General features: G+C 59.8%; 26 protein-coding genes and 1 tRNA gene. 5 read left to right on the forward strand and 22 right to left on the reverse strand.

Translation table 11 applies throughout. The features are described 5' to 3' along the window. Nucleotides 1-4 precede the first annotated feature (4 nt). Nucleotides 5-1,624, reverse strand: coding sequence for a carboxyl transferase domain-containing protein (locus RIB87_RS03190; RefSeq protein WP_350143415.1), 1,620 nt, complete (start codon nt 1,622-1,624; stop codon nt 5-7). 383 nt (nt 1,625-2,007) lie between these two features. On the opposite strand from RIB87_RS03190, the gene RIB87_RS03195 reads away from it, so the two are divergent. The 4 genes from RIB87_RS03195 (at nt 2,008) to RIB87_RS03210 (ending at nt 6,674) form a co-directional block, all read left to right on the forward strand. Continuing rightward, on the forward strand, nt 2,008-2,214 hold the full coding sequence (locus RIB87_RS03195) for a cold-shock protein (RefSeq protein WP_043949251.1): 207 nt from the start codon (nt 2,008-2,010) through the stop codon (nt 2,212-2,214). Between the two features lie 88 nt (nt 2,215-2,302). Next, complete coding sequence (gene pip / locus RIB87_RS03200; protein ID WP_350143418.1) at nt 2,303-3,262, forward strand: prolyl aminopeptidase; 960 nt, start codon at nt 2,303-2,305, stop codon at nt 3,260-3,262. Between the two features lie 4 nt (nt 3,263-3,266). Then, entirely contained in the window at nt 3,267-3,878 is a 612-nt protein-coding gene (locus tag RIB87_RS03205; RefSeq protein WP_350143420.1) for an NUDIX hydrolase, read from the forward strand. 189 nt (nt 3,879-4,067) lie between these two features. Then, nucleotides 4,068-6,674, forward strand: coding sequence for an autotransporter family protein (locus tag RIB87_RS03210; protein WP_350143422.1), 2,607 nt, complete (start codon nt 4,068-4,070; stop codon nt 6,672-6,674). 3 nt (nt 6,675-6,677) lie between these two features. On the opposite strand, the gene RIB87_RS03215 is transcribed toward RIB87_RS03210, so the two are convergent. The 7 genes from RIB87_RS03215 to RIB87_RS03245 form a co-directional block, all read right to left on the reverse strand. Further along, nucleotides 6,678-7,283: a GNAT family N-acetyltransferase gene (locus tag RIB87_RS03215; protein WP_350143533.1), complete on the reverse strand. Its 606-nt coding sequence runs from the start codon at nt 7,281-7,283 to the stop codon at nt 6,678-6,680. Next, nucleotides 7,283-8,257 (reverse strand): Kelch repeat-containing protein, encoded by a 975-nt coding sequence (locus tag RIB87_RS03220; RefSeq protein WP_350143424.1) that lies wholly within the window; start codon nt 8,255-8,257, stop codon nt 7,283-7,285. The genes RIB87_RS03215 and RIB87_RS03220 overlap by 1 nt, the downstream gene beginning before the upstream one ends. Beyond that, nucleotides 8,242-9,651: a magnesium transporter gene (mgtE, locus tag RIB87_RS03225; RefSeq protein WP_350143426.1), complete on the reverse strand. Its 1,410-nt coding sequence runs from the start codon at nt 9,649-9,651 to the stop codon at nt 8,242-8,244. The genes RIB87_RS03220 and mgtE overlap by 16 nt, the downstream gene beginning before the upstream one ends. A gap of 188 nt (nt 9,652-9,839) precedes the next feature. Continuing rightward, a tRNA-Leu gene (locus RIB87_RS03230) sits at nt 9,840-9,926 on the reverse strand. A gap of 99 nt (nt 9,927-10,025) precedes the next feature. Next, entirely contained in the window at nt 10,026-10,820 is a 795-nt protein-coding gene (locus tag RIB87_RS03235) for a phosphoadenylyl-sulfate reductase (RefSeq protein ID WP_350143428.1), read from the reverse strand. Beyond that, entirely contained in the window at nt 10,817-11,377 is a 561-nt protein-coding gene (locus RIB87_RS03240; RefSeq protein ID WP_350143430.1) for a precorrin-2 dehydrogenase/sirohydrochlorin ferrochelatase family protein, read from the reverse strand. Before RIB87_RS03240 ends, RIB87_RS03235 begins: the two co-directional genes overlap by 4 nt. 169 nt (nt 11,378-11,546) lie before the next feature. Beyond that, nucleotides 11,547-11,783: a FliM/FliN family flagellar motor switch protein gene (locus tag RIB87_RS03245; RefSeq protein ID WP_350143432.1), complete on the reverse strand. Its 237-nt coding sequence runs from the start codon at nt 11,781-11,783 to the stop codon at nt 11,547-11,549. 99 nt (nt 11,784-11,882) lie between these two features. Between RIB87_RS03245 and lipB the strand changes: the two genes are divergently transcribed. After that, on the forward strand, nt 11,883-12,617 hold the full coding sequence (gene lipB, locus RIB87_RS03250) for a lipoyl(octanoyl) transferase LipB (protein ID WP_502943201.1): 735 nt from the start codon (nt 11,883-11,885) through the stop codon (nt 12,615-12,617). Here the strand turns inward: lipB and RIB87_RS03255 are convergent. The 14 genes from RIB87_RS03255 to rpsE all read right to left on the reverse strand — a co-directional run bounded on the left by RIB87_RS03255 (nt 12,614) and on the right by rpsE (nt 23,713). After that, nucleotides 12,614-13,375: an ATP12 family chaperone protein gene (locus RIB87_RS03255; RefSeq protein ID WP_350143436.1), complete on the reverse strand. Its 762-nt coding sequence runs from the start codon at nt 13,373-13,375 to the stop codon at nt 12,614-12,616. The genes lipB and RIB87_RS03255 overlap by 4 nt on opposite strands. Continuing rightward, the gene (locus RIB87_RS03260) at nt 13,372-14,373 is read right to left on the reverse strand and encodes an RluA family pseudouridine synthase (protein ID WP_350143438.1); all 1,002 of its coding nucleotides are present in this window, start codon (nt 14,371-14,373) and stop codon (nt 13,372-13,374) included. Before RIB87_RS03260 ends, RIB87_RS03255 begins: the two co-directional genes overlap by 4 nt. Next, nucleotides 14,370-14,750 carry a fluoride efflux transporter CrcB gene (gene crcB, locus RIB87_RS03265; RefSeq protein ID WP_350143440.1) on the reverse strand — a complete coding sequence of 127 codons (381 nt, stop codon included), beginning with the start codon at nt 14,748-14,750 and terminating at the stop codon, nt 14,370-14,372. Before crcB ends, RIB87_RS03260 begins: the two co-directional genes overlap by 4 nt. Continuing rightward, nucleotides 14,747-16,069, reverse strand: a complete 1,323-nt coding sequence (locus RIB87_RS03270) for a replication-associated recombination protein A (protein WP_350143442.1) — start codon at nt 16,067-16,069, stop codon at nt 14,747-14,749. The genes crcB and RIB87_RS03270 overlap by 4 nt, the downstream gene beginning before the upstream one ends. Nucleotides 16,070-16,095: 26 nt before the next feature. Further along, entirely contained in the window at nt 16,096-17,523 is a 1,428-nt protein-coding gene (locus RIB87_RS03275; protein ID WP_350143444.1) for a DegQ family serine endoprotease, read from the reverse strand. 191 nt (nt 17,524-17,714) lie between these two features. Continuing rightward, nucleotides 17,715-18,134: a 50S ribosomal protein L17 gene (rplQ, locus tag RIB87_RS03280; protein ID WP_350143446.1), complete on the reverse strand. Its 420-nt coding sequence runs from the start codon at nt 18,132-18,134 to the stop codon at nt 17,715-17,717. 41 nt (nt 18,135-18,175) lie between these two features. Continuing rightward, nucleotides 18,176-19,192 carry a DNA-directed RNA polymerase subunit alpha gene (locus RIB87_RS03285; protein WP_350143448.1) on the reverse strand — a complete coding sequence of 339 codons (1,017 nt, stop codon included), beginning with the start codon at nt 19,190-19,192 and terminating at the stop codon, nt 18,176-18,178. Nucleotides 19,193-19,311: 119 nt separating this feature from the next. Next, nucleotides 19,312-19,701, reverse strand: coding sequence for a 30S ribosomal protein S11 (rpsK, locus tag RIB87_RS03290; RefSeq protein WP_350143450.1), 390 nt, complete (start codon nt 19,699-19,701; stop codon nt 19,312-19,314). A 78-nt stretch (nt 19,702-19,779) separates the two neighbouring features. Next, nucleotides 19,780-20,148 (reverse strand): 30S ribosomal protein S13, encoded by a 369-nt coding sequence (gene rpsM / locus RIB87_RS03295; RefSeq protein WP_350143452.1) that lies wholly within the window; start codon nt 20,146-20,148, stop codon nt 19,780-19,782. A 227-nt stretch (nt 20,149-20,375) separates the two neighbouring features. Beyond that, entirely contained in the window at nt 20,376-20,954 is a 579-nt protein-coding gene (locus RIB87_RS03300; RefSeq protein ID WP_350143454.1) for an adenylate kinase, read from the reverse strand. Continuing rightward, nucleotides 20,951-22,282, reverse strand: a complete 1,332-nt coding sequence (gene secY, locus RIB87_RS03305; protein WP_350143456.1) for a preprotein translocase subunit SecY — start codon at nt 22,280-22,282, stop codon at nt 20,951-20,953. The genes RIB87_RS03300 and secY overlap by 4 nt, the downstream gene beginning before the upstream one ends. 60 nt (nt 22,283-22,342) lie before the next feature. Beyond that, complete coding sequence (gene rplO, locus RIB87_RS03310) at nt 22,343-22,840, reverse strand: 50S ribosomal protein L15 (protein ID WP_350143458.1); 498 nt, start codon at nt 22,838-22,840, stop codon at nt 22,343-22,345. Nucleotides 22,841-22,925: 85 nt separating this feature from the next. After that, nucleotides 22,926-23,117, reverse strand: a complete 192-nt coding sequence (gene rpmD / locus RIB87_RS03315; RefSeq protein ID WP_350143460.1) for a 50S ribosomal protein L30 — start codon at nt 23,115-23,117, stop codon at nt 22,926-22,928. An 11-nt stretch (nt 23,118-23,128) separates the two neighbouring features. Beyond that, on the reverse strand, nt 23,129-23,713 hold the full coding sequence (rpsE, locus tag RIB87_RS03320) for a 30S ribosomal protein S5 (RefSeq protein WP_350143462.1): 585 nt from the start codon (nt 23,711-23,713) through the stop codon (nt 23,129-23,131). Between the last annotated feature and the right edge of the window lie 2 nt (nt 23,714-23,715).

A 23,715-nucleotide genomic window follows, 5' to 3' on the forward strand; every position in this document is an offset into this window, starting at 1 on the left:
ATCCTTACATGCGGAACACGCCGAACCTGTCCGGCGCATGGGGGTTTCTGATCGGCGCATTGAGAGAGGCCGATATGGCCAGCCCCAGCACCATGCGGGTGTCGCGCGGCGCAATAATGCCGTCGTCCCACAGCCGGGCTGTGGCAAAATAAGGATGGCCTTCCTCGTCGTAGCGCGCGCGGATGGGCTGCTTGAACGCCTCTTCTTCGTCAGCGCTCCAGTCTTCTCCGCGCGCCTCCATGCCGTCGCGCTTGACGGTGGCAAGCACACTGGCCGCCTGCTCGCCCCCCATCACCGAGATCCGCGCATTGGGCCACGCAAACATGAAGCGCGGCGAATAAGCCCGCCCGCACATGCCATAATTGCCCGCCCCGTAGGATCCGCCAATGATGACCGTAAACTTGGGGACCTGCGCGGTGGCCACCGCCGTCACCATCTTGGCGCCGTCCTTGGCAATACCGCCCGCTTCATACTGGCTGCCCACCATGAAGCCGGAAATGTTCTGCAAAAACACCAGCGGAATGCCGCGCTGTGAACACAACTCAATGAAGTGCGCAGCTTTCTGGGCGCTTTCAGAAAACAGAATGCCGTTGTTGGCAACGATACCGACCGGATAGCCCATCAGCCGCGCGAAACCCGTGACCAGCGTTGTGCCATACAGCTTCTTGAACTCGTCGAACTCAGAACCGTCCACCAGCCGCGCGATCACTTCGCGCACATCATACTGGGTGGCGAGCGAGGCGGGCACGACGCCGTCCAGCTCACTTGCGTCATACAAAGGTGCGCGCGGCGCGCGGACTTCTATTTCACACGGCTTGCGTGTGTTCAGGGTACTGACGATCTGCCGCGCGATGGCCAGCGCATGGGCATCGTCCTGCGCATAATGGTCCGTCACGCCGGACTTGCGCGAATGCACATCCGCGCCGCCCAGATCCTCCGCCGTCACCACTTCCCCAGTGGCAGCCTTCACCAGCGGCGGCCCGCCCAAAAAGATTGTGCCCTGATTGCGCACGATGATGGTCTCGTCAGACATGGCCGGTACATACGCCCCACCTGCTGTGCATGAGCCCATGACAACCGCAATCTGGGCAATGCCTTCCGCCGACATGGTGGCCTGATTGAAGAAAATCCGCCCGAAATGTTCGCGATCGGGAAAAATCTCGGCCTGGTTGGGCAGGTTCGCACCACCTGAATCAACCAGATAGATGCAGGGCAACCGGTTTTCCCGCGCCACTTCCTGCGCCCGCAGGTGCTTTTTCACGGTGACCGGATAATACGTGCCGCCCTTGATGGTGGCATCGTTGCACACGATCATACATTCGCGCCCCGATACCCGGCCAATGCCGGTGATAATGGCAGCGGCGTGAATATCGTCGTCATACATGCCGTTGGCGGCCAGCGGCGATAGCTCAAGAAACGGCGTGCCGGGGTCAAGCAACCGGGCCACCCGCTCGCGCGGCAGCAGCTTGCGCCGCTTGATGTGGCGCGCGCGCGACGCCTCATTGCCGCCCAGCGACGCGCCCTGTGACTTTGCGGTCAGATCATCAACCAGCGCCGCCATGGCGGCAGCGTTGTGCCTGAACTGGTCGCTCTTGGGCTGAATGGCGGACGTCAAACGCGGCATGGTGTGTGAGCAGTCCCTGTTGGTCGTATTTTTGTTTTGCAGGCGGGGTTGCCCCGCATCTGCGTGGCAAGGGAGCATAGCGCCTTAGCGCGAGCAAGCCACCCGCTGATGCACTGTACACCGCCAAAATCTTGGATTTTTCATGCCGCAGGGCACAAATTGCCAAATCCGAAAGTGATTGCAAAAAGTGCAAAAAAAAAGCATGGTCCAAAAGCCTATTCGACTTCCCCTGCCCCTTATCCGACGACGTCACCGAACAACGGCGCATTTAGGACTTTCGGCAAGTGGTTGCGAATGCCCGCCCAGGCATGTTGCTAACGGCGGTACATTAGATCAATCGGCCTACAAATCTGCCGTTACGATCCGAAAGAAGGACTATCAAGATGCAGGGAACCGTTAAGTGGTTCGACATGAAAAAGGGCTACGGTTTCGTACAGCCCGACGATGGCGGCAAAGACGCCTTCGTGCACATCACAGCCGTTCAGGCAGCTGGCCTTGCCAGCCTTGACGAAGGCCAGGTCGTGGAGTTTGAACTCCAGGAAGGCCGCAACGGCAAGATGTCTGCCGAAAACCTGAAAGTCGTTGGCTAATCGCCACGGTCTTTAGGACTTGAAGAATTGACGGCCCGGATGCATCAGCGTCCGGGCCGTTTTCTTTTTTAGGACATTCAAACACCAGATGCTGCCGCTCCACCCCACAAGCCAAGCCTACTCGACCGGCCACCTGCCACCGGAAGAGGGCCACAGCATCTACTTTGAGGAATGCGGCACACCGTCAGGTACGCCTGTGCTCTATCTGCATGGCGGCCCCGGCAGCGGGTTTTCGCGTGAGATAACCCGGCTGCTCGACCCGCAACGCTACCGCATCATCCTGATGGATCAGCGCGGCGCAGGCCGCTCAACACCGCACGGGTCGCTTGAGCACAACACAACACCGCATCTCATCGCCGACATGGAACGCCTGCGCACCCACCTTGGCATTGACCGTTGGATGCTGTTTGGCGGCTCATGGGGTGCAACGCTGAGCGTGGCCTACGCCATGGCACACCCGGCGCATGTAACAGCCATGGTGCTCTACGGCCTGTTTCTGGCCCGCCAGTCAGAACTTGAAGCGCTCTACTTCAAGGGCGGCGTTGCGGCCGCGCTGTACCCGGACATTTTCGAAACGTTCATCAGTGCGCTTGCCCCCGACCAGCAGGCCGATCCGATTGCAGGTTACGCCGCCTTGTTCACTCACCCTGATGCCGCCGTGCGCCATGACGCGCTGTACCGCTGGACGGCACTTGAAAAGGCCGTGTCGCGTTTTGAAGGCAGCACAGCAGACCTCGCCGATGACATGAGCAATGCGGATTACGTGCTGGCGCACTCACTCATCGAGAACCACTATTTTCAATGTCACGGCTTCATCGACGCCGACGACATTCTGGCGCGCGGTGCTGGAGTGCTGGCCGATATCCCGATTGACCTCATCGCTGCGCGCTACGACATGGTCTGCCCGATTAAAACAGCCCATGACTTTGCACGCGCCGTGCCCCACACCCGGCTAACCATTGTGCCTGACGCAGGTCACACATGGCGCGACCCGTCCAACACACAGGCGCTTCTCGCCTGCCTCAACGCCCATGCATCCAAAGGATAGTCCCGTGACCAATACCCCGCCTGCACCTCCTTCTCGCCCGGGTACGTGGAAAGTTTTGTCCGATGCCATCGAGTTTGAAACACCCCACATCCGCGCCCGCCGTCAACGCTGCGAAACAGCGCGCGGGGCCATCGTCGATCCCTACCATGTGTTCGACGTGCCCAACTGGACCTGTGTGCTGGCCATAACGCCGGACATGCAGGTGGTGCTGGTGCGAAATTACCGCCACGGCGCCCAACAGGTGATTGTGGAGCTACCCGGCGGCATCATTGACGCAACCGATGCCGACACCCGATCCGCCGCCGCCCGCGAGCTTCGTGAAGAGACCGGCCACAGCGTGGAGACGATGCACGCCCTGCCGCCCATCCACCCCTACCCCGGCCGCTTTCGCCAGCGCGCCTATCCGTTCCTGGGATTAGGCGCTGTCAAAACAGCGGAACAGGCTCTGGAAGACGATGAGGATATTGAGGTGTTCACGGTGCCGCTGGCACGCGCATTCGAGATGTTTGCCGACGGCAGCGAGCACGTTGCGATCGTCCATGCGGGCATCATGCTGAGTGCCCGGCATCTGATTGCCACAACAGCAGAACTGGCCGAATTGCGCGCCTTGCTCTAGGCAACTGCCGGATACTCACCATCGCCACATATCTCACCTTTTGTTTGGCGCATTTTACGGCAGAAAACAGAGACTTTTCTCGCCCTCTCATACTTTCGGGTGATTGCAGCTTTTCCCAAAAACCCCGACTTTCGCACCAGTGTCCGTCCTCACGCGGGCGATAGGGTGAGTCCAGGGGTGTTTATGAGTATGAGTAACAGCAACGCGGCAACATATCAGCAGCAGGTGCGCGCAGCATTGATATGCGCCGCTCTGGGCACAACGGCGCTGACCGCGCTCACCGCAGCGCCTGATGCCGCCTATGCCGCCTGCATAGCTGCAGGCCCGGCTAACACCTTCAATGTCAACAACACCATCTTTCCGCTGAACCTGACCGCCAACTGCCCCGCGCCGGGCGCAGCAAACAGCGTGACGGTTCTGCCAGGCACCACAGTTACTAACGCAGGCGGCAACGGCATCACCTCCGGCGCGCTCCAGTGGGACATCAACAATCAGGGGACCATCACCCCGCTAGGCGGTAACGGCATAGAATACAACGCCGCCAATGGCGTCGTGAGAAATTCCGGCACCATCAATGGCAACACCTCAGTGTCGTTTTCAGGCGGCGGCAATAGTACGTTCACCAATGAAGTTGGTGGCGTCGCAAACAGTAATCTCGGGACCACCGTAAACCTCGGGGGCACAGGAACGGTCACCAACCACGGAACCATCAATTCCACCGGATTTGGAAGCGGGATTAACATCGTTGGGGCTGGCGGCGTCGTCAACAATACGGGCACCATCACAGTAGCAAACGCCCTTGGTGTAGTCTCCTTCGGCGGTGGAACGGTCACCAACGCACAAGGCGCATCGATCACATCTTCGACCGGCAGCGTTCAATTTACCAATATTGGCGGAACGTTCATCAACGCTGGCACCGTGACCAGCAACCTGACAGCAACCGCATTCATCGGCAGTGGCGGCGACGACATCGTCGAACTGCAGCCAACCGGCATTTTCAACGGCAGTGTGTTTGGCAATGGCGGCAATGACACGTTGCGTTTCGGTGGAAACGGAGCTGGCACTTTCAACCTTGCTGAAATTGATACCGGGACCGACACGCTCAAGTACCAACGCTTCGAGATCTTTAATGTCACGGGCGGCGAATGGACGTTTAACAACACTACCACCGTGCCCTTCGCCATTAACGGCGGCACGGTCAAAGGCACGGGCACTTTCGGTGGCCTCACCGCCAACGCAGGCGGTACGCTGGCACCTGGTAATTCCATCGGTACACTGAACGTTGCAGGCAATGTGGTGTTTGCACCCGGCTCCACGTACCAGGTGGAAATCAACGAGAACGGCACGTCTGACCTTATTGCCGCCACCGGCACTGCCACCATCGGCGGCGGCACGGTGAACGTGCTGCCCGAACCAGGCCTTTATGCCAACCCACTGACCTACACTATCATCACTGCGGGCGGTGGCGTTGCAGGTACGTTCAATAACGTGACCATCGCCAACAATTTTGCGTTCCTCAATCCGACCCTGATCTACAACGCCAACAACGTGCAGTTGTCCATTGGCGCGGGAGCGGCCTTCAGCGCAGCGGCGCGCACCCGCAACCAGCGCTCGACGGCAGCCGTACTGGATGGCCTGGCAGGCACAGCCACCGGCACCCTGCAAAGAGCCCTCAATAACCTCACCATCCAGACAGTGCCCGGCGCGCTTGCGGGCTTTGAAAGCCTCAATGGTGAAATCCACGTGGCCGGGGCATCCGCAGCGCTGCTCAACATCAACCACGTGGCCGATACCATGCGCCGCGGAGACGGTGTGTTTGCCCACCGTTCAGCCACACAGTCGGCACACACGGGCGGCACTTTGCAATTTGCGCAGGCCACTCTGGGTCGCTCAGCCAACGACGCGGCTGAGATACTGGTTTCTGCCAACCCCGGTGCCGCCGCCCACAACCTTGCAGGCAACGGCGACACACCCTGGACCTACTGGAGCACCGCCCTTGGCTCTGAAGGGCTGATTGACAGCGACAGCAATGGCCGCAAGACCGAACATACCCAGATAGGTTTTGCCGCCGGCGGCGAATATCGCCTGACCGATGCCACGTCGCTTGGCGTCTCGGTTGCCTACCTCAACAACGATGCAGACCTTGGGTCACAGGATATGGACCGCAGCACCTATGTGTTGGGTGCCACCGGGCGTCATGCCAGCCCGCTTGGTTTGGATATCGAAGCCTCCATCGGCTACGGCTATCAGGACATTGAAACCAGCCGCAGCATTGCCATCGGCGCGTTCGGTGCAACGGCCAACGCCGACTACAATGCCCATACGGGCTTTGCCTCCTTTGAAGCCTCGACCACGCGCACAGCGGGCCAGGTTGTGTTCCGCCCGTTTGTCGGTGCCACATATGTTTACTCTGACGTTGATGGATTTACCGAAACAGGCGCGGGCACTGCAGGGCTGACCAATGATGGTGAAACATACAGTTCGCTCATCAGCCGTATTGGCCTGCAGCTCTCAACGGAGTTTACGGTCGCTGACCGTCCGGTGGTTCCTACGGCCAGTCTGGCCTGGGCACGCGAACTGGGCGATGTCAGCCAGTCAAGCGACTTTGCATTTGTAAGTGGCGGCGGTTCGTTTGACACCTGGGCAACGGAACGCGGCCGCAACAGTGCAGAGCTTGGCTTTGGTCTCGCATCGCTGATCTGTGATGGGGTAAGCGCGCATCTGGGCTATCAGGGCACGTATTCCGGCCAGGACCGCGACACAGCACTCACCGCAGGCGTCCGCGTGGCCTGGTAGCCGCTAAACGGTTGCTGGTTGCGCCGGTCGCCACATCGGATAGATCGGCGGGCAACCTTCGGGCAACGTTGGCACGTCGCGCAATTCAAAACCGTAGCGCTCATAAATCGGGATATTCGACGCCTTGGTGGATTCCAGATAGGCAGGCATACCCGCCTGATCCACCCTCGCCAGCCCTGAGCGCAACAATGCACCGCCCAGCCCTTTACCTTGCGCGCGCGGTACAATGCCTATTGTGAACAGATAAAAATGCGGCTCTTTGGGATGAACCTTTTGAACGCAGGCCCCAAAGGCCATACCGCGCGCAAGTGCCGATGGCACGCCATGCAGCACAGCGGAGGCACCCAGCGCCAGCGTGTTGCCCAATGACAGGTCACCGTTGGCCCCCGGCGGCAACCACATAGTGGCCCCGGCACCCTCGTCCAGATATTCGCTAAAGCCGCGTGGCAGATAGATGTTCTTTGCCAAGCCAGTCATGAAGGCCTTTATCAGCGACGGTTTGCGCATGATCCAAAGATTGACCGGATCATCAAAAAAAGCCTCGCTGGTGATGCGGCCAATACGCCGGGCGTCAGCCACATGCGCCTGATGAATGGCAGGATCGCGCATCACGGAGCGTAGATGTTGACGACATCAGATGCCGTGAAAAACGAAAACACTCCGGCACCGCCCGATCCGCCTATCACAACAAACTTTCCGTCCACCCCGGCGGATGCAGCCCCAAGACGCGGCAGAGGCAGGCTGGGGGCCGTCTGCCACCGGTTGGAAGCGGTATCAAACACATAGTGCTCCGAGAACGTGCGCATCGGATCGTTGGAGCGGCCTCCCGCTACATGCACCTTGCCGCCAACAACGCCAGCCGCCGCATCAGCCCGCGGCGCGGGCAACGCAGGCAGCGTGCGCCACGCGCCGCGCAACGTCACATCAATGGCATGGACCTGCCCGGTCACACCACCCGGCGTGCGGCCGCCAATGGCAAACACCTGATCGCCCGCAGCGACCACACTCAGATCCTTGCGCGAGGCAGGAAGGTCAGCCTCAAGCTCTGACCAATCAGCCGTGGCCGTATCATAGACCAGCACCCGCGACGGGTTTGGCCCCTCTCCGCCCACCACATAGAGCTTGCTGCCTACAGAGGCCATGCCATGGCGCGCGCGTCCCGCTGGCATATCGGCCATCTGTACCCATACAGCGCTCGAAATATCGTACCTCCACAGGTCTGCCGACGGCGCATCAAACTCCTGACCGGCAAAACCGCCAGAGACATAAAGCCCACCGTCATTTGCCACCGCAATACCAAAACTCTGACGCCCCGTTGGCATCGGCGGCAACGGGCGCCAGATATCACCTACGGTGTCATACGCGGCAAAATCCTCAACCGGCCCCTCAAGACCTGCACCGCCCGCAACAAACACGGTCTCGCCGCGCGCCGCAGCACCGCCAAATGCACGGGCGTCCCCAATCGGCGCGCCTTCGCTCCACTCAGCCGCATGACCTGTTGAAAGACCTGACAGCAGCACCAGCGCCACAACTGCACCGACAAAACCAGCCGCACTGAATATCCGCGTCAAAGAAGCAACCATGTGGCCAATCCCAAAAAGGCGAGAAACGAAACAGCGTCCGTTAGCGCAATCAAAAACACACTGGATGAAATTGCCGGGTCAGCACCCGCCCTGTCCAGTGCCAGCGGAATGAGAATACCCGACAGCCCGGCAAACCCCAGCGTAATCACCATCGACACAGCAATGACACCGCCAAGCGCCCAGTCGCCGAATATCACCCCTACACCAGCACCCATCAGCACGGCGAAAATAAGCCCGTTCAAAAACGCCACCAGCACTTCACGCGAGATGACACGGCGAACGTTGAACTCAACCAGATCACGCGTTGCCATGGCCCGCACGGTTACCGTCATCGTCTGCGTCCCCGCATTGCCCGCAAGCGCCGCCACAACCGGCATCAAAATGGCGAGTGTCACCATTTTTTCAATGCTGACACCGAACGCCGAAATAACCACGGCGGCAATAGCAGCCGTAAACAGATTTGCGAACAACCACGGAAACCTGCTGCGCGCTGTCTGGATGACGGTATCCGTCAGCGCTTCGTCACCCACACCGGCAAGACGGCGAATGTCTTCGCCCGCCTCTTCCTGAATGACCTCAACCACATCATCCACCGTCACCATACCCACCAGCCGGTCTTCGCTGTCCACCACCGCAGCAGACACCAGATTGTACTTCTCAAACTGGTGCGCGACCTCTTCCTGATCCATGTCAGCGGGAATAAGCGTCTGTTCGGTATCCATGATGTCGGCAATGCGGACTGGCCGTCTGGACCGCATCACACGCGACAAAGGCACCGTACCGATGGCATGAAAGGCTTCATCCACCACGAAGATTTCAAAAAACGTTTCCGGCAGATCATCACTTTCGCGCAGATGGTCGATGGCCTCGCCCACCGTCCAGTGCGGCGGCACCACCACAATGTCGCGCTGCATGAGGCGGCCGGCCGAATCTTCTTCATACTCAAGCGAACGCTCAATCTGTGCGCGGTCCTCTTCCGGCATCCGCGACAGCAGGGCCTGCTGGTCCGCCTCCTCCATATCTTCGAGGAGATAAACCGCGTCGTCCGTATCAAGCGTTGCCAGCGCCTCCGCCACCCGGCCAGGACCAATATAGTCCAGCACTTCGTCGCGCAGACCTTCGTCCAGTTCGGAAAGTGCCGCTATGTCGAGATCAGGACCGAGTATTGAAACCAGTGTGCGCCGCTCATCAGGCCGCAACAGTTCAATGAGTTCGGCAACGTCGGAGGGGTGCAGGCCGTCAGCCGCCGCACGCACGGCCGGCGCATCGCCCGCATCAATACGGTCAACCACGGTGCGCACGAAGTCAGGCGACAAACCCAGCTCGTCGTCGCCGGCTCCGCGCTCATTTGTCCGGTCACTCGGCCGATCCGTATCTGGTGCGGTATCGCTCAAACCTGCCTGCTTTCCTTATGGTCCGCCCGCGCTCATGACGCAAAGAACACGGCTGCACGGCGTTGCTATCCGAAGCGCGCAAAAGTCTCCACCCCCGCAGCAGGGATTTTTTGCCCACATCTCAGATGGTACCGCAGACGCACCCGTTTGAGGGCTGCGCCATATATTTTATTGGGAAAATGAAAAAATGGTGCGGTCGAGAAGACTCGAACTTCCACGGGTTTTACCCCACAGCGACCTCAACGCTGCGCGTCTACCAATTCCGCCACGACCGCACGGTAGAACCTGCCCGGACAGCGCCCGAAAAACGCTGAAAACAGCAGGGACCGCCGTGTAGCAAACTGCCGGGCACCACACAAGGGTTATGGTGATGCCTAGATGCCGTCCCCGTCCACCAGGCCAGGCACATGGATGCCGCATTCATCCTTGTCGGTGCCAGCCCAGCGGCCGGAGCGGTAGTCGTCGCCCTCCTTCACCCGGTCCGTGCAGGGCATACAGCCGATGGACAGATAGCCATCCTTCACCAGCGGATGGCGTGGCAGATTGTGCGTTTCGATGTAGGTCTTGAGGTCACCAAGGTTCCAGTTGGCAAGCGGGTTGATCTTGAAGCGGCCCGGCGAGCCATCGGCCCTGGCTTCCTGCTCGATGGTAGGCATTCCCGCCCGCGCACCGGTCTGAAACTGCTTGCGGCCCGTAATAGACGCCTCAAAGCCGCGCAGCCCGTGCGCAAGCGGCAGTACCTTGCGGAAATGGCAGCAGGCGTCCGGATTATGCGCCCACAAGTCGCCCTTGGGGTCGTCCGTCGCTTCAATGCGCGGGTCCGGCCCCAGCGACCGCACATCCGTGAGGCCGAGCTTATCCTGCAGCCGATCCCGGTAGCGCAGCGTCTCGCCAAACAGCTTGCCGGTATTGAGAAACAGCACCGGCACCGTCGGGTTCACCTGCGACAGCAGATGCAGCAACACCACAGCCTCGGAGCCAAACGACGACACCATGGCAATCTTGCCCGCAAAGGCATCATTCACCATCGCATCCAGCAACTGCGCCCCGTCGAGATGACCAAAATCGCGGCGTAGCTGTTCCAACCGTTCAGACGTGACAGTTTGCGAATCCATCGCCTGGCGCTGCACCGGCGTTGTAGTTGTATCTGCGGCCTGTAGTGCGGTCATGACAGCCAGCCTTTCTCATCAATCAGGGTATCGGTGCGTTGTGCCAGTTCCCGCAGCGGCACCCCTTCTTCGCGCCAGCGCGACCGCGCTTGCGCTATTTCGGCGATGTGCCCTGCCCATTCTTCTCCAAACGACTGCGACAGGTGCTTTTTAAGTCGCCGCGCCAGCCCCGGAGAGGCACCGCCAGTGGAAATCGCCAGCAACAGGTCTCCCCGGCGCACCATGGCAGGCACATGAAAATCACACAGCGGGCGCACGTCTTCAGTGTTCACCAGAACCCGCTGCTTGCGTGCCAGCGCCGCCAATGCTGCCTCGGCCTCTTCGCCAAGGTCAGCGATGAAAAGTACGTCGATCACGTCCAGATCAGCAGTTGTCGGCAGCCGCTCCACCAGGCGATCGCCTGCAACCAGACGCATGTCTTTGTCGGCATCCGGTGCAAACACCTTGATCTCGTGCGCACCCGCTTCATCCAGCAGGCGGACGCGTTGACGCGCAGCCGCGCCCCCACCGGCAACAGCAGCCCTCAGCACCGTCAGATCAAGCGCAACAGGAAACATCGGGAATGACCCAAACCCTCATGACTGGCCAAAAACAGCCAAAATCTGCCGCGACCCAGCCGCGTACGGACCTTTAATTCATCAAGAGTTAAGGGGTTAAACGCCTTTGTTCAAGCAAAAGGCGTGAAATAGATAAAATCACAACAGAAAAGTGTTATTAGTACCTACGCTAGAAATCGTAGGTATTCAGCACTTCCGTAATGGATACACCCACATGATCGCCCTGAACCACAATTTCGCCACGGGCAATCGGCTGGTTGTTGGCCAGCAGCCAAACCTCGTCGCTTTCCCCCGCATTCAGCTCAATTACAGCGCCACGCCCCATCTTCAATAGCTGATGGATAGGCATGACGGCCTTGCCGAGCACGACAGAGATTTCAACATGGACCTTGTCAATCGAGTTCATAGGGTTCGGGCCTGATCCGGGTATATTGGCATTCACGTAGCAGACCGTCGCAGAACAGAGTTACTCACCCGTAAACGCCCCCAAATCGCGTGCTATAACCTGCGCATGTCCTCACCCGCACCTTCATCAAAAACCACGAAAGCTGCACGCGCACCCACACGGTCGCTTTTTGCAGCCGACAGCACTGTTCAATGGCGCATCAGCCCCGGCCTAACGCCCTACCCCGAAGCATTGAGCGAAATGGAAAGTCGCGCCGCTGCGATCGCCGCTGGCGATGAGCCGGAGCTGGTCTGGCTGCTGGAGCACCCGCCGCTCTACACATCGGGCACAAGCACCAACCCGGATGACCTGCTAAGCCCGGACCGCTTTCCGGTTTACGATACGGGGCGTGGCGGCCAGTACACCTATCATGGCCCCGGCCAGCGGGTGGCCTATGCGATGCTTGACCTCAAGCGCCGCGGTCAGGATGTACGCAGCTTTGTCGCCGGTCTGGAAGAATGGATCATCGGCACACTGGCTCAGTTCCATATTGCCGGTGAAACCCGCGACGATCGCGTGGGTGTTTGGGTCAGGCGGCCGGAAAAAGCACCGGGTACGGAGGATAAGATTGCCGCCATCGGTGTGCGCGTCAGGCGCTGGGTGACATTTCACGGCATCAGCATAAATGTGGCACCCGACCTTGAACACTTTTCGGGAATTGTGCCGTGCGGCGTTCAGCAACATGGCGTGACCAGCCTTGAAGACCTTGGACTGACCGCCACAATGCCCGACCTGGACATCGCCCTGCGTGCCGAGTTTGAGCGCGTTTTCGGCCCCACCAAATACGAAAATTAACTCAGCAAAGAAAACACCCGTGCCGCCGCCATGAACTCGGCCTTGTGGGCTGCCTTGCGCGTCTGCGCTTCCGCATCCTCACCCCATTTGGCAATCTGAAAATCTTCATCGATGCGCGACGCTGCAAAACCAGCTTCGGCATCAAGATGCCCGCGCATCACCGCAAAGCCAATCACGGCGCTGCCCGCAATGGTTACAAGCGTGTGCAGCGCCGTCAGCCGCACCGCGTCAAGGTCCGACAATGCGCTGCGCACCGCGATGAGCGCACCCGCTGATTGCTTTACATGAACAATGCCAGTGGTTACGCCAAGGCGCGCGCCGGTCGCATCTGCGAACCACTCCAGAAGTGGTGTCCAGGCACCCTCCTGTAGCGTCACAAGCTCCGCGGGCTCATCTGCGCGATAACACACCAGGTCCGTACCCGCATAACTGACGATCTCGGCTACTGCTGGTTCAGCATCAAGCGCCACACGGTCAATGGCAGTCGTCACAATGCGCGTCAGCGGCATGGTAGAAGGGTCAATGTGCTCGCGCTGCGCATCCCACTCAGCCGCCACCGCCTGCGATAACGCACGCGATGGAGAAACAACAGCGCGCCTGCCCGGCGTTTTGAGGGCGCGCGTATCAAGCATCACTGCGAACTCACCTGCCTCATTCGAAACAACCGCCTGTTTATAAAACCGCTTCGCAAGCCGCGCATTGCGCTCTTTTTGTGGGTTGAATGTGGCCACGAAAGTCGGCTTGTCATCAATGCTCATGCGTCGAGCTCCGCAAACGGGTTTTCATCGTCATTGGGGTTCAGGCCCATGAGCTTCCAGGTTGCGCGCATATGCTCCGGCAGGGGTGCCGTGACCGTTATCAGGTTGCCAAGCGGGTGGCGTATTGTGAGTTCGCGTGCATGTAGATGCATCATTCGCGGTATCTCGCCGCCGGGATGAGCGTCGGCACCACCGTATTTTCCATCCCCCACAATCGGCGTGCCCAGCGCCACCGCGTGCGCCCTGATCTGGTGCGTGCGCCCGGTCACCGGCATGAAGGCAACCCACGCAAACTTCTGTGCCGCCTGCGACACCACAGCATAGTGTGTAATCGCATTGCGCGCGCCGGCGCTATCATCATCCGCCGCGTGAACCTTCTCACGGCCCTCGCCGCCCGCCTTGGCAAGCGCCATGTTGATGGTGCCGCGTTGCGGGCGCGGCACGCCCATGGTCAGCGCCCAGTATATTTTGCGCGTGTCATGGTGCTTGAGCGCGCGACCAAGTTTTGCAGCAGCGTCCCGCGACCGCGCCAGCAACAATACTCCCGACGTATCCTTGTCGAGCCGATGCACAAGCCGGGGACGCTCCGGCGCATCAAACGCCAGCGCATCCAGCATCCCGTCAATATGTTTGTCGGTACGAGACCCCCCCTGCACCGCCAGGCCAGCAGGCTTGTTGATGGCAATCACGTCGTCATCCTTGTGAATAACCAGATCGCGCAAAAACGCACCGTCCTGTGAGCGCTCCCTTTTGGCCGTGCGCTTGGGGGGTGCATAGGGCGACCCGTGATCGTCGGGCAAAGGCGGCACGCGCACGCTCTGACCCTGCGCCAACCGCGTGGAGGCTTTTACCCGCCCGCCGTCAACACGCACCTGCCCCTTACGCAGCAGTTTTTCCAGACGCCCATGCCCAAGACCGGGAAACCGCCCCTTGAACCAGCGGTCCACACGCAGCCCGTCTTCGCGCGGCTCAACATTAATAATCTGTACACCGCTCATGACAAGACGCCCCGCACCAGCCACATGCCTGCGAACAATGCTCCGATAGACAGCACCGCCGACGCCACAACGTAACCGAACGCAAGACCCCACTGGCCGCGCTCTATCATCAACGCGCTTTCAAGCGAGAACGCGGAAAATGTCGTGAAACCGCCAAGCACACCAACCGTCAGGAATGCGCGCAGCTCGGGCCCGTAGGAGAAGCGCAGCGCGCCAGCCTCAACCACCACCCCCATCAGCAACCCTCCGATGACATTGGCGGCCAGCGTACCAATAGGGTAGCCGGGGCCAAATAGCGCCAGCGCACCCATGCCCAGCGAATACCGCCCCACAGCCCCAATACCGCCGCCGATGGCAACCGCCAGCAGCATATTCATGAACGGCCCCCACGCACTTTGGCAAAATAAGCCAGCCGCTTGTTGAGCTCACGCTCAAAGCCGCGCTCAGGCGGATTATAAAACTGCGGGCGTTCGGTCATCTCATCGGGAAAATAGTTCTGCCCGGACACACCGCCTTCCGCCTCGTGGTCATATTCATAGCCCGCACCATAGCCCTCATCTTTCATCAGGCGTGTCGGCGCATTAAGAATGTGTTTGGGCGGCATGTGAGAGCCGGTTTCCTTGGCAAGCCGTGTGGCGGCTTTGTAAGCCACATAGGCAGCATTCGATTTGGGCGCGGTTGCCAGATACACCACAAGCTGCGCCAGCGCCAGTTCACCCTCAGGGCTGCCCAGAAAGTCATACACATCCTTGGCAGCATTCGCCTGCACAACAGCCTGCGGGTCAGCCAGACCTATGTCTTCAATCGCCATGCGCACCATCCGGCGCGCCAGATAGAGCGGGTCTTCGCCCGCCGTCAACATCCTTGCCAGCCAGTACAGTGCTGCGTCGGGATCTGATCCGCGTACGGATTTATGCAACGCGCTGATGAGGTTGTAGTGACCATCCTGCCCCTTGTCATACACCGGCGCACGGCGTTGTACCGTTTGCGTCAGCGCTGCCACATCCAGCGCTGGTGTTGCTGCAGGCAACGCAAGCAGTTCTTCTGCCAGATTGAGCAAAAACCGCCCGTCGCCATCTGCCATTGCCTTGAGGGTTTCGCGCGCCTCATCCGTCAGCGGCAGCGTATGCCCGCCCAGTTCCTCCGCACGCGCCAGCAATGTATTGAGGGCCGCGTCATCCAACCGCTTGAGCACCAGCACCTGCGCACGCGACAGCACGGCAGCATTCAGTTCAAACGACGGGTTCTCGGTGGTGGCTCCCACAAGAATAATGGTGCCGTCTTCCATGTGCGGCAAAAACCCGTCCTGCTGGGCACGGTTGAAGCGATGGATTTCATCCACGAACAGCAACGTGCTGCGGCCGTTCTGGCGGCGCAGTTTTGCGGCCTCAAAAACCTTGCGCAGATCAGCCACGCCGGAAAAGATTGCCGATATCTGCACAAACGCCATGTCCGGCACCGCCGACGACAACAGTCGCGCGATGGTGGTTTTTCCGGTGCCCGGCGGCCCCCACAAAATCAGCGAGTTAAGCCGCCCCGTTGCCAGCATACGCCCCAGCGGTGCGTCAGGCGCGACGATGTGGTCCTGCCCGGCCACGTCTTCCAGGCTCTGCGGGCGTAATTGGTCTGCCAGCGGACGCGTCATATCACCCGCCGCAGTGTTACCCGTTACCGTATCTCCAAACAGATCAGCCATGGACGAACCATACCCGATTTGGCCCGCTAGAGACGCACAGTTGTATTGAAAACCTGATCGCCCCGCTTGACCGACACTTGCCAGTTGCCGACACCACTGGCCCGGGACAAGGCCCGTTCAAGCGCATCCACATTTTCCACGCGCTCATTGTTGACGCCCAGAATGATATCCCCCGGCTGCACACCCAGCCGGTTTGCCGGGCTGCGGCGCACAATCTCTGTCACCACCACGCCAGACTGCATGGCATCAAGACGCAGTTCTTCAGCCAGCGCGGGCGAAAGATTGGCCACCGTGGCCCCCGCAAATGGGTGTGGCCCGTCAAGTTGCGTAACATCGCGCGCCGGACGCTCTGGCGGCGCTGTCAGCACCAGCGTACCCGTGCGCGGTATGCCGCCGCGCAGAAACTCAATCGATACACTGCTGCCCACTTCGCGCGTCGCCAGCCGATAGCTCAGCGCGTTCTCATCCACCACGTCATGCACATCCAGACGCCGCACAACGTCTCCGGTAGCAAGCCCCGCCTTGTCGGCAGGGCCGCCATCATAAATGTCACCGATCAGCACGCCGCCGGGCCTGTCGAGCCCAAGCGACTGCGACAGCTCGGACGTGACGGTCTGCACGGAGGCCCCAAGCCATGGGCGCACCACGCGCCCGTTGTTGCCGTCCGCTGCGGACGCCACAACGAGACGCACCATGTTGGCGGGGATGGCAAAGCCGATGCCGATAGAGCCGCCGGTGCGCGAGAAAATAGCTGTGTTCACACCGACCAGCCGCCCATCCATCGTCACCAGCGCACCGCCTGAGTTGCCAGGGTTGATGGCCGCATCCGTCTGGATGAAGAACTGATAATCCGTGACGCCGACCTGCGTGCGCGCAAGGGCTGAGACAATTCCGCTGGTTACGGTCTGGCCAACGCCGAACGGGTTGCCAATCGCCAGCACCAGATCACCCACCTCAAGGCCGTCAGAATCACCGAACGCAAGCGCTGGCAATGCTTCACCTTTGGTATCGATTTTCAGGATCGCAAGATCGGTGCGTTCGTCCGCCAGCAGCACTTCGGCTTCAAACTCGCGCCGGTCTGACAGCGCAACCGTAAACGTATCGCCATTGGCAATCACGTGGTTGTTAGTGACGATGATCCCGTCCGCCCGAACGATGACACCCGACCCCAGAGAACTCTGCACCCGCTCGCGCGGCATACCAAATGAGAAGCGGTCCCCGAAGAAGCGCTGAAAGAACGGGTCATTGGCGAACGGCGACCGCGCCTGCTCCCGCACCACACGCTTGGTGAATACGTTCACCACGGCAGGCGCCACCTGTTTCACGAGCGGTGCAAAACTAAGGGAGATTTGCTGCTGCGAGGTGGGGATGGTTTGCGCAACGGCCCCCGGCCCGACGAGCGCCAACAGGACAACTCCGGCAGTCACAGCAGACATCATCTTGCCCAACAGCATTCGCTTCTACTCCACCACACCCAAAACATCTGCCCACCAGACAATTTCAAACGCCAGTGTGCAAAAGGAACCGCACCCTGTTCAAGCGCTCTTGATGCGGATGATAAACGGCACAGGTGAACTTGTGCTGAAAGCAAACAAAAAAGGCGGCCCACACTGAGCCGCCTTTTTGAATGTCTGTCGCGGTGTGCCTACGCCGCGTCCTGGCCTTCGTTGACCATTTCAGGGCCAGAATCCTGGCCCTTGGCTGAGGGATCGCGGTCCACCAACTCAATCACAGCGACAGGCGCGTTATCGCCATAGCGGAACCCGGCACGCATGATGCGCGTGTAGCCGCCATTGCGGTCAGCATAGCGGGGGCCGAGCACGTCAAACAGCTTTTGTGCCCACTGCTGCTCAGGCAGCTTGGAATAGGCCTGACGGCGCGCATGAAGCCCGCCACGTTTGCCCAGCGTAATCAGCTTCTCCACATAGGGACGAAGCTCCTTTGCCTTGGGCAGCGTTGTGACGATCTGCTCATGCTTGATGAGCGCGACAGCCATGTTGGCCAGCATCGCCTTGCGGTGCGGGGTCGTGCGGCCAAGTTTGCGGTGTGCCTTACCGTGACGCATCTTCTTGTCTCCTCAAGCGATCATCCCTCAATCAGGACGCGCTAGTACTGATCCTCATAGCGCTTTGCCAGGTCTTCGATGTTTTCCGGCGGCCAGTTCGGCACTTCCATGCCGAGATGGAGCCCCATCTGGGCAAGCACTTCCTTGATTTCGTTGAGCGACTTGCGGCCGAAGTTCGGCGTGCGCAGCATCTCAGCTTCGGTCTTCTGAATAAGATCACCGATATAAACAATGTTGTCGTTCTTCAGGCAGTTGGCCGAGCGCACAGACAGCTCAAGCTCATCAACCTTCTTGAGCAGACCGGGGTTGAACTCAAGCTCCGGACGTTCCTCAACGGGCTGTTCGGGACGTGGCTCTTCAAAGTTCACGAAGGTCTGCAACTGGTCCTGCAGAATGCGCGCGGCATAGGCCACAGCGTCATCCGGCGTCAGCGAGCCATCGGTTTCAACGCTCAGCGTCAGCTTATCGTAATCAAGAATCTGGCCCTCACGGGTGTTTTCCACCTTGTAGGAGACCTTGCGGCACGGGCTGAACAGACTGTCCACGGGAATAAGACCGATGGGAGCATCTTCCGGGCGGTTGCGGTCTGCGGCCACATAGCCCTTACCAAGAGCAACTGTGAACTCCATGCGGATTTCAGAATCCTGGTCGAGCGTGCACAGAACCAGATCAGGGTTCAAAATATCAATGTCGGAACCGGCTTCAATCATGCCCGCCGTCACGGCACCCGCCTTGTCGGCTTTCAGCGTCATGCGGCGCGGACCGTCTGAGTGGAGGCGAAGCGCCATCTGCTTGATGTTGAGCACGATGTCCGTCACGTCTTCCCGCACGCCGGGAATGGATGAAAACTCATGCAGCACACCGTCAATCTTGACAGACGTCACCGCCGCACCCTGCAGCGATGACAGCAGTACGCGGCGCAGCGCATTGCCAAGCGTCAGGCCAAAGCCGCGCTCAAGTGGTTCTGCAACCACGGTTGCCAGACGCTGGGCATCGCGGCCCGGCTGAATGTCCAGCTTGTTCGGCTTGATGAGTTCCTGCCAGTTTTTCTGGATCACGTTGTAAGCCTCGTTGGTCAGGCGGCTCGCGTATCACACCTTGTGTATGTGTGTCGGGGAGAAGCCGCGATTATTGGTCCGTTACCGGACGAAATACAGATGAGAAGAAGCGCTAAAAATTAAACGCGACGCTTCTTCTTGGGGCGCACGCCGTTGTGCGGAATGGTCGTTACATCGCGAATGCTGGTGATGGTGAACCCCGCCGCCTGCAGTGCACGCAACGCTGACTCACGCCCTGAACCGGGGCCGGACACCATGACTTCAAGCGTCCGCATTCCGTGCTCTGCGGCCTTCTTGCCCGCGTCTTCAGCTGCAACCTGCGCGGCATAGGGCGTGGACTTGCGCGACCCTTTGAAACCCATCGTGCCGGCAGACGACCATGAAATGGCATTGCCCTGCGCGTCGGTGATTGTCACCATGGTGTTGTTAAAGGTCGCATTCACATGCGCTACGCCTGACGAGATATTTTTACGCTCGCGGCGGCGGACGCGTGTTGCTTCTTTTGCCATCTTCAGTATTCGCCCTTCAAACCCGGCCGCGCGGCCAATCGCAGCGCCATGCCGGAAAAAACCGTCGTGGTGGTGGAATTACTTCTTCTTGCCGGCAATCGCCTTGGCCGGACCCTTGCGGGTGCGGGCGTTGGTGTGTGTCCGCTGGCCACGCACAGGCAACCCGCGGCGATGCCGCAGACCGCGATAGCAGCCAAGGTCCATCAACCGCTTGATGTTCATTGCCACTTCACGGCGAAGATCACCCTCAACCAGATAGTTCTGGTCAATCGCTTCACGGATCTGGATGACTTCGGCATCCGACAGCTCGTTGACGCGGCGCTCAAGCGGCACGTTGACAGAGGCAAGGATTTCGGCAGCCTTTGTGTTGCCGATGCCATGAATGTAAGTGAGCGCAATAACAGCGCGCTTGTTGGTCGGTATATTGACGCCTGCGATACGAGCCACTGCTTCGTTTCTCCAAAGTGCTTGATGCGTGCCGGCAATAACCGGGCATCAGATACGCAAAAAACCGCCCGCCACTCGCCTTTTTCGGGCGGGTGCGGCGCGGAAATCCGCGATTCTGACCTGTGCAGAGGCGCGGATTATAGGTTTCGTTCAGTCTCAGTCAACCATTCAAAACCGGCGGCCCGATGGCCCCCGTAAAGTCTCTTCAAATTGGCGGAAAACTGCGGTTAAGCAGTTGCCAGCCCTATCTTTTCCTCAATGGCGCGGGTCACGTCATCAATCGCATTCATGCCATCCACAACCAAAAGCTTGCCCTGAGCCTCGTAGTAGGGAATGAGCGGTGCCGTCTGAGCGTGATAAACTTCAAGGCGCTTCTTCAGCGTTTCCTCGGTGTCATCCGCGCGGTCACCGCCGGTTTCAGCCGCACGGGTGCGGATACGGTCAACCAGAATGCTGTCATCCACCCGGATCTCGATCACCGCATTGAGCTTCAGGCCCTTCGCGTTGAGCATCGTGTCCAGCGCTTCCGCCTGGCCCGTCGTGCGGGGGAACCCGTCCAGAATGAAACCGTTGGCGCAGTCTTTTTCCTCGATGCGGTCCGATATGATTTTTACAACCACATCGTCGGGCACCAGGTCGCCACGTTCCATTATTTCCTTGGCCTGCTTGCCGATGTCAGTGCCCGCCGCAACGGCCGCACGCAGCATGTCGCCGGTGGAAAGCTGCACGAGACCGTGCGCCTTCTCCACGCGGCCGGCTTGCGTGCCCTTGCCGGCACCAGGCGGTCCAAGAAAAATCAGATTCATCGGCGGCCCCCTCGCAGTTTCGACTTCTTGACCATGCCCTCATACTGGTGCGCCAGCAGATGGCTTTGCACCTGCGACACCGTATCCATGGTCACGCTCACCACGATGAGCAGCGACGTACCGCCGAAGTAAAACGGCACCGAGTACTGCGAGACAAGAATCTCCGGCAACAGACACACGATCACCAGGTAGGCAGCACCCACAACCGTCAGGCGCGTCAGCACATAGTCGATATATTCAGCGGTACGCTCACCAGGCCGGATACCCGGTACGAAGCCGCCGTATTTCTTGAGATTGTCCGCCGTGTCACCGGGATTGAACACCAGCGCTGTATAGAAGAATGCAAAGAACGCGATGCCGACCGCATACATCAGCATGTACAGCGGCTGCCCGTGCCCCAGCATGGTGGTGACGGTGGTCAGCCACTCAGGCCCCTGCCCGCCGGAGAAACCGGCAGCGGTCAACGGCAACAACAGCAGCGACGACGCAAAGATTGGCGGAATGACACCGGCCGTATTGAGCTTCAACGGCAGATGCGACGAATCCCCGCCAAACATGCGGTTGCCCACCTGGCGCTTGGGATACTGCACCAGCAGCCGACGCTGCGCGCGCTCAACAAACACGATGAACGCAATCACGGCGATCGCCATCAACAGGAAGCCAATGATGACCAGGGTTGACAGCGCACCCTGCCGACCAAGCTCAAGTGTGCCTGCAAGCGCTGCGGGTAGCTCGGCCACGATGCCTGCAAAAATAATCAGCGAAATGCCATTGCCGACGCCGCGCGCGGTGATTTGCTCACCCAGCCACATCAAAAACATCGTGCCGCCCACAAGCGTAATGACGGTAGTGATGCGGAAGAAAAACCCCGGATCAATCACCACATTGCCCGCACTCTCAAGACCAACGGCAATGCCATAACCCTGCAGCGTTGCCAGAAACACCGTGCCGTAGCGGGTATATTGGTTGATCTGCTTGCGGCCGCTCTCGCCTTCCTTCTTCAGCTGCTCCAGACGCGGCACAACGGCGGTCATGAGCTGCATGATGATGGAGGCCGAAATATACGGCATGACGTTGAGAGCAAAAATCGCCATGCGGCCAACCGCACCGCCTGCGAACATGTCGAACATGCCGACGATGCCGCCCTGCTGCTGCTGGAAAAGCTGCGACAGAGCCACCGGATCAATGCCGGGCAGCGGAATGTAGGTACCCAGGCGATACACCAGGAGCGCACCCAGTGTGAACCAGATTCGCTTCTTGAGTTCTTCCGCCTTGGCAAAAGCGGAAAAGTTCAGGTTTGCCGCGAGCTGTTCAGCAGCCGACGCCATATGCGCTACTCCTTGATGGGCCAGACCGACGCAGCCGGGCCCTGGAAATGTGGCCCAGACTTACGCGGAGGCTTTGTCAGCAGCAGGCTTTGGCTTTGCTGCCGGAATGAGTTTGATGGAGCCGCCCGCTTTCTCAACAGCTTCCTGTGCGCCTTTTGACGCACTGGTGAGTTCAAACGCCACTTTGGCGGTCAACTCGCCCTTGGCAAGCAGCCGGACATCCTTGTCCTTGCGGCGAAGCAGACCTGCACCCACAAGCGCCTGAGCAGTCACCGGCTTGGACGCATCCAGTTTGCCTTCATCAATGGCCCGTTGCACGCGACCAATGTTCACGATCGCGTAAACCGTCGGGAACGGGTTGTTGAACCCGCGCTTGGGCAGGCGCATGTGGATCGGCATCTGGCCGCCCTCATAGCCCTTGATCGCCACACCGGACCGCGACTTCTGGCCTTTTTGGCCACGTCCCGCGGTTACGCCCTTGCCGGAGCCATAGCCACGGCCAACGCGCATACGCCCCTTGCGGGCGCCTTCATTATCTTTGAGCTCGTTCAGCTTCATCGTTCAACTGCCTTTTGCCCTGACGCGACAGCGCCGTGGGCGGAATACAAATTGCCATCTAAAATGACGGCGCAAACAAACGCCCCTAGGCGTCGTCCACGATCCGCACCAGATGAGGAATGGTCTCCACCATGCCGCGCACGGAAGGTGTGTCTTCGAGTGTCCGGCGGCGATGCATCTTGTTCAGACCAAGGCCAATCAGCACCTTGCGCTGAACATCCGGACGGCGGATCGGGCTACCGACCTGCTCCACTGTAATTGTCTTTTTAGCTGCCATTGGTCCGGGTCCTACTCAGCGTCTTCCATGGCGGACGTGGAGGCGTCCGCGCGTCGGGCCACAACATCGCTCACCTTGAGGCCGCGCCGTGACGCAACCATGCGCGGGCTCTGCTCACGGGTCAGCGCATCAAACGTGGCACGCACCATGTTGTAGGGGTTGGAGGTGCCGATGGATTTTGCCACCAGATCCTGCATACCCAGGGTTTCGAATACGGCACGCATCGGACCGCCGGCAATGATGCCGGTACCGGCAGGCGCTGCCCGCAGGAAGACCCGCCCCGCGCCATGACGGCCAGCCACATCGTGATGCAGCGTACGGCCTTCACGCAGCGGTACACGGATCATCTGACGCTTTGCCTGTTCCGTTGCCTTGCGGATGGCTTCCGGCACCTCGCGGGCTTTGCCCTTGCCAAAGCCAACACGGCCTTTTTGATCACCAACAACAACGAGAGCAGCAAAGCCGAAACGACGGCCGCCCTTCACCACTTTGGCAACGCGGTTGATGTGAACCAGCTTATCGACGAATTCGCTATCGACATCGCGGTCTCGTCCACCACGTCCGCGATCATCCCGACCGCCTCTGTCCTGTGCCACGT

Origin of the sequence: Pyruvatibacter sp., from assembly GCF_040219635.1 — a bacterium.
Lineage (GTDB): Bacteria > Pseudomonadota > Alphaproteobacteria > CGMCC-115125 > CGMCC-115125 > Pyruvatibacter.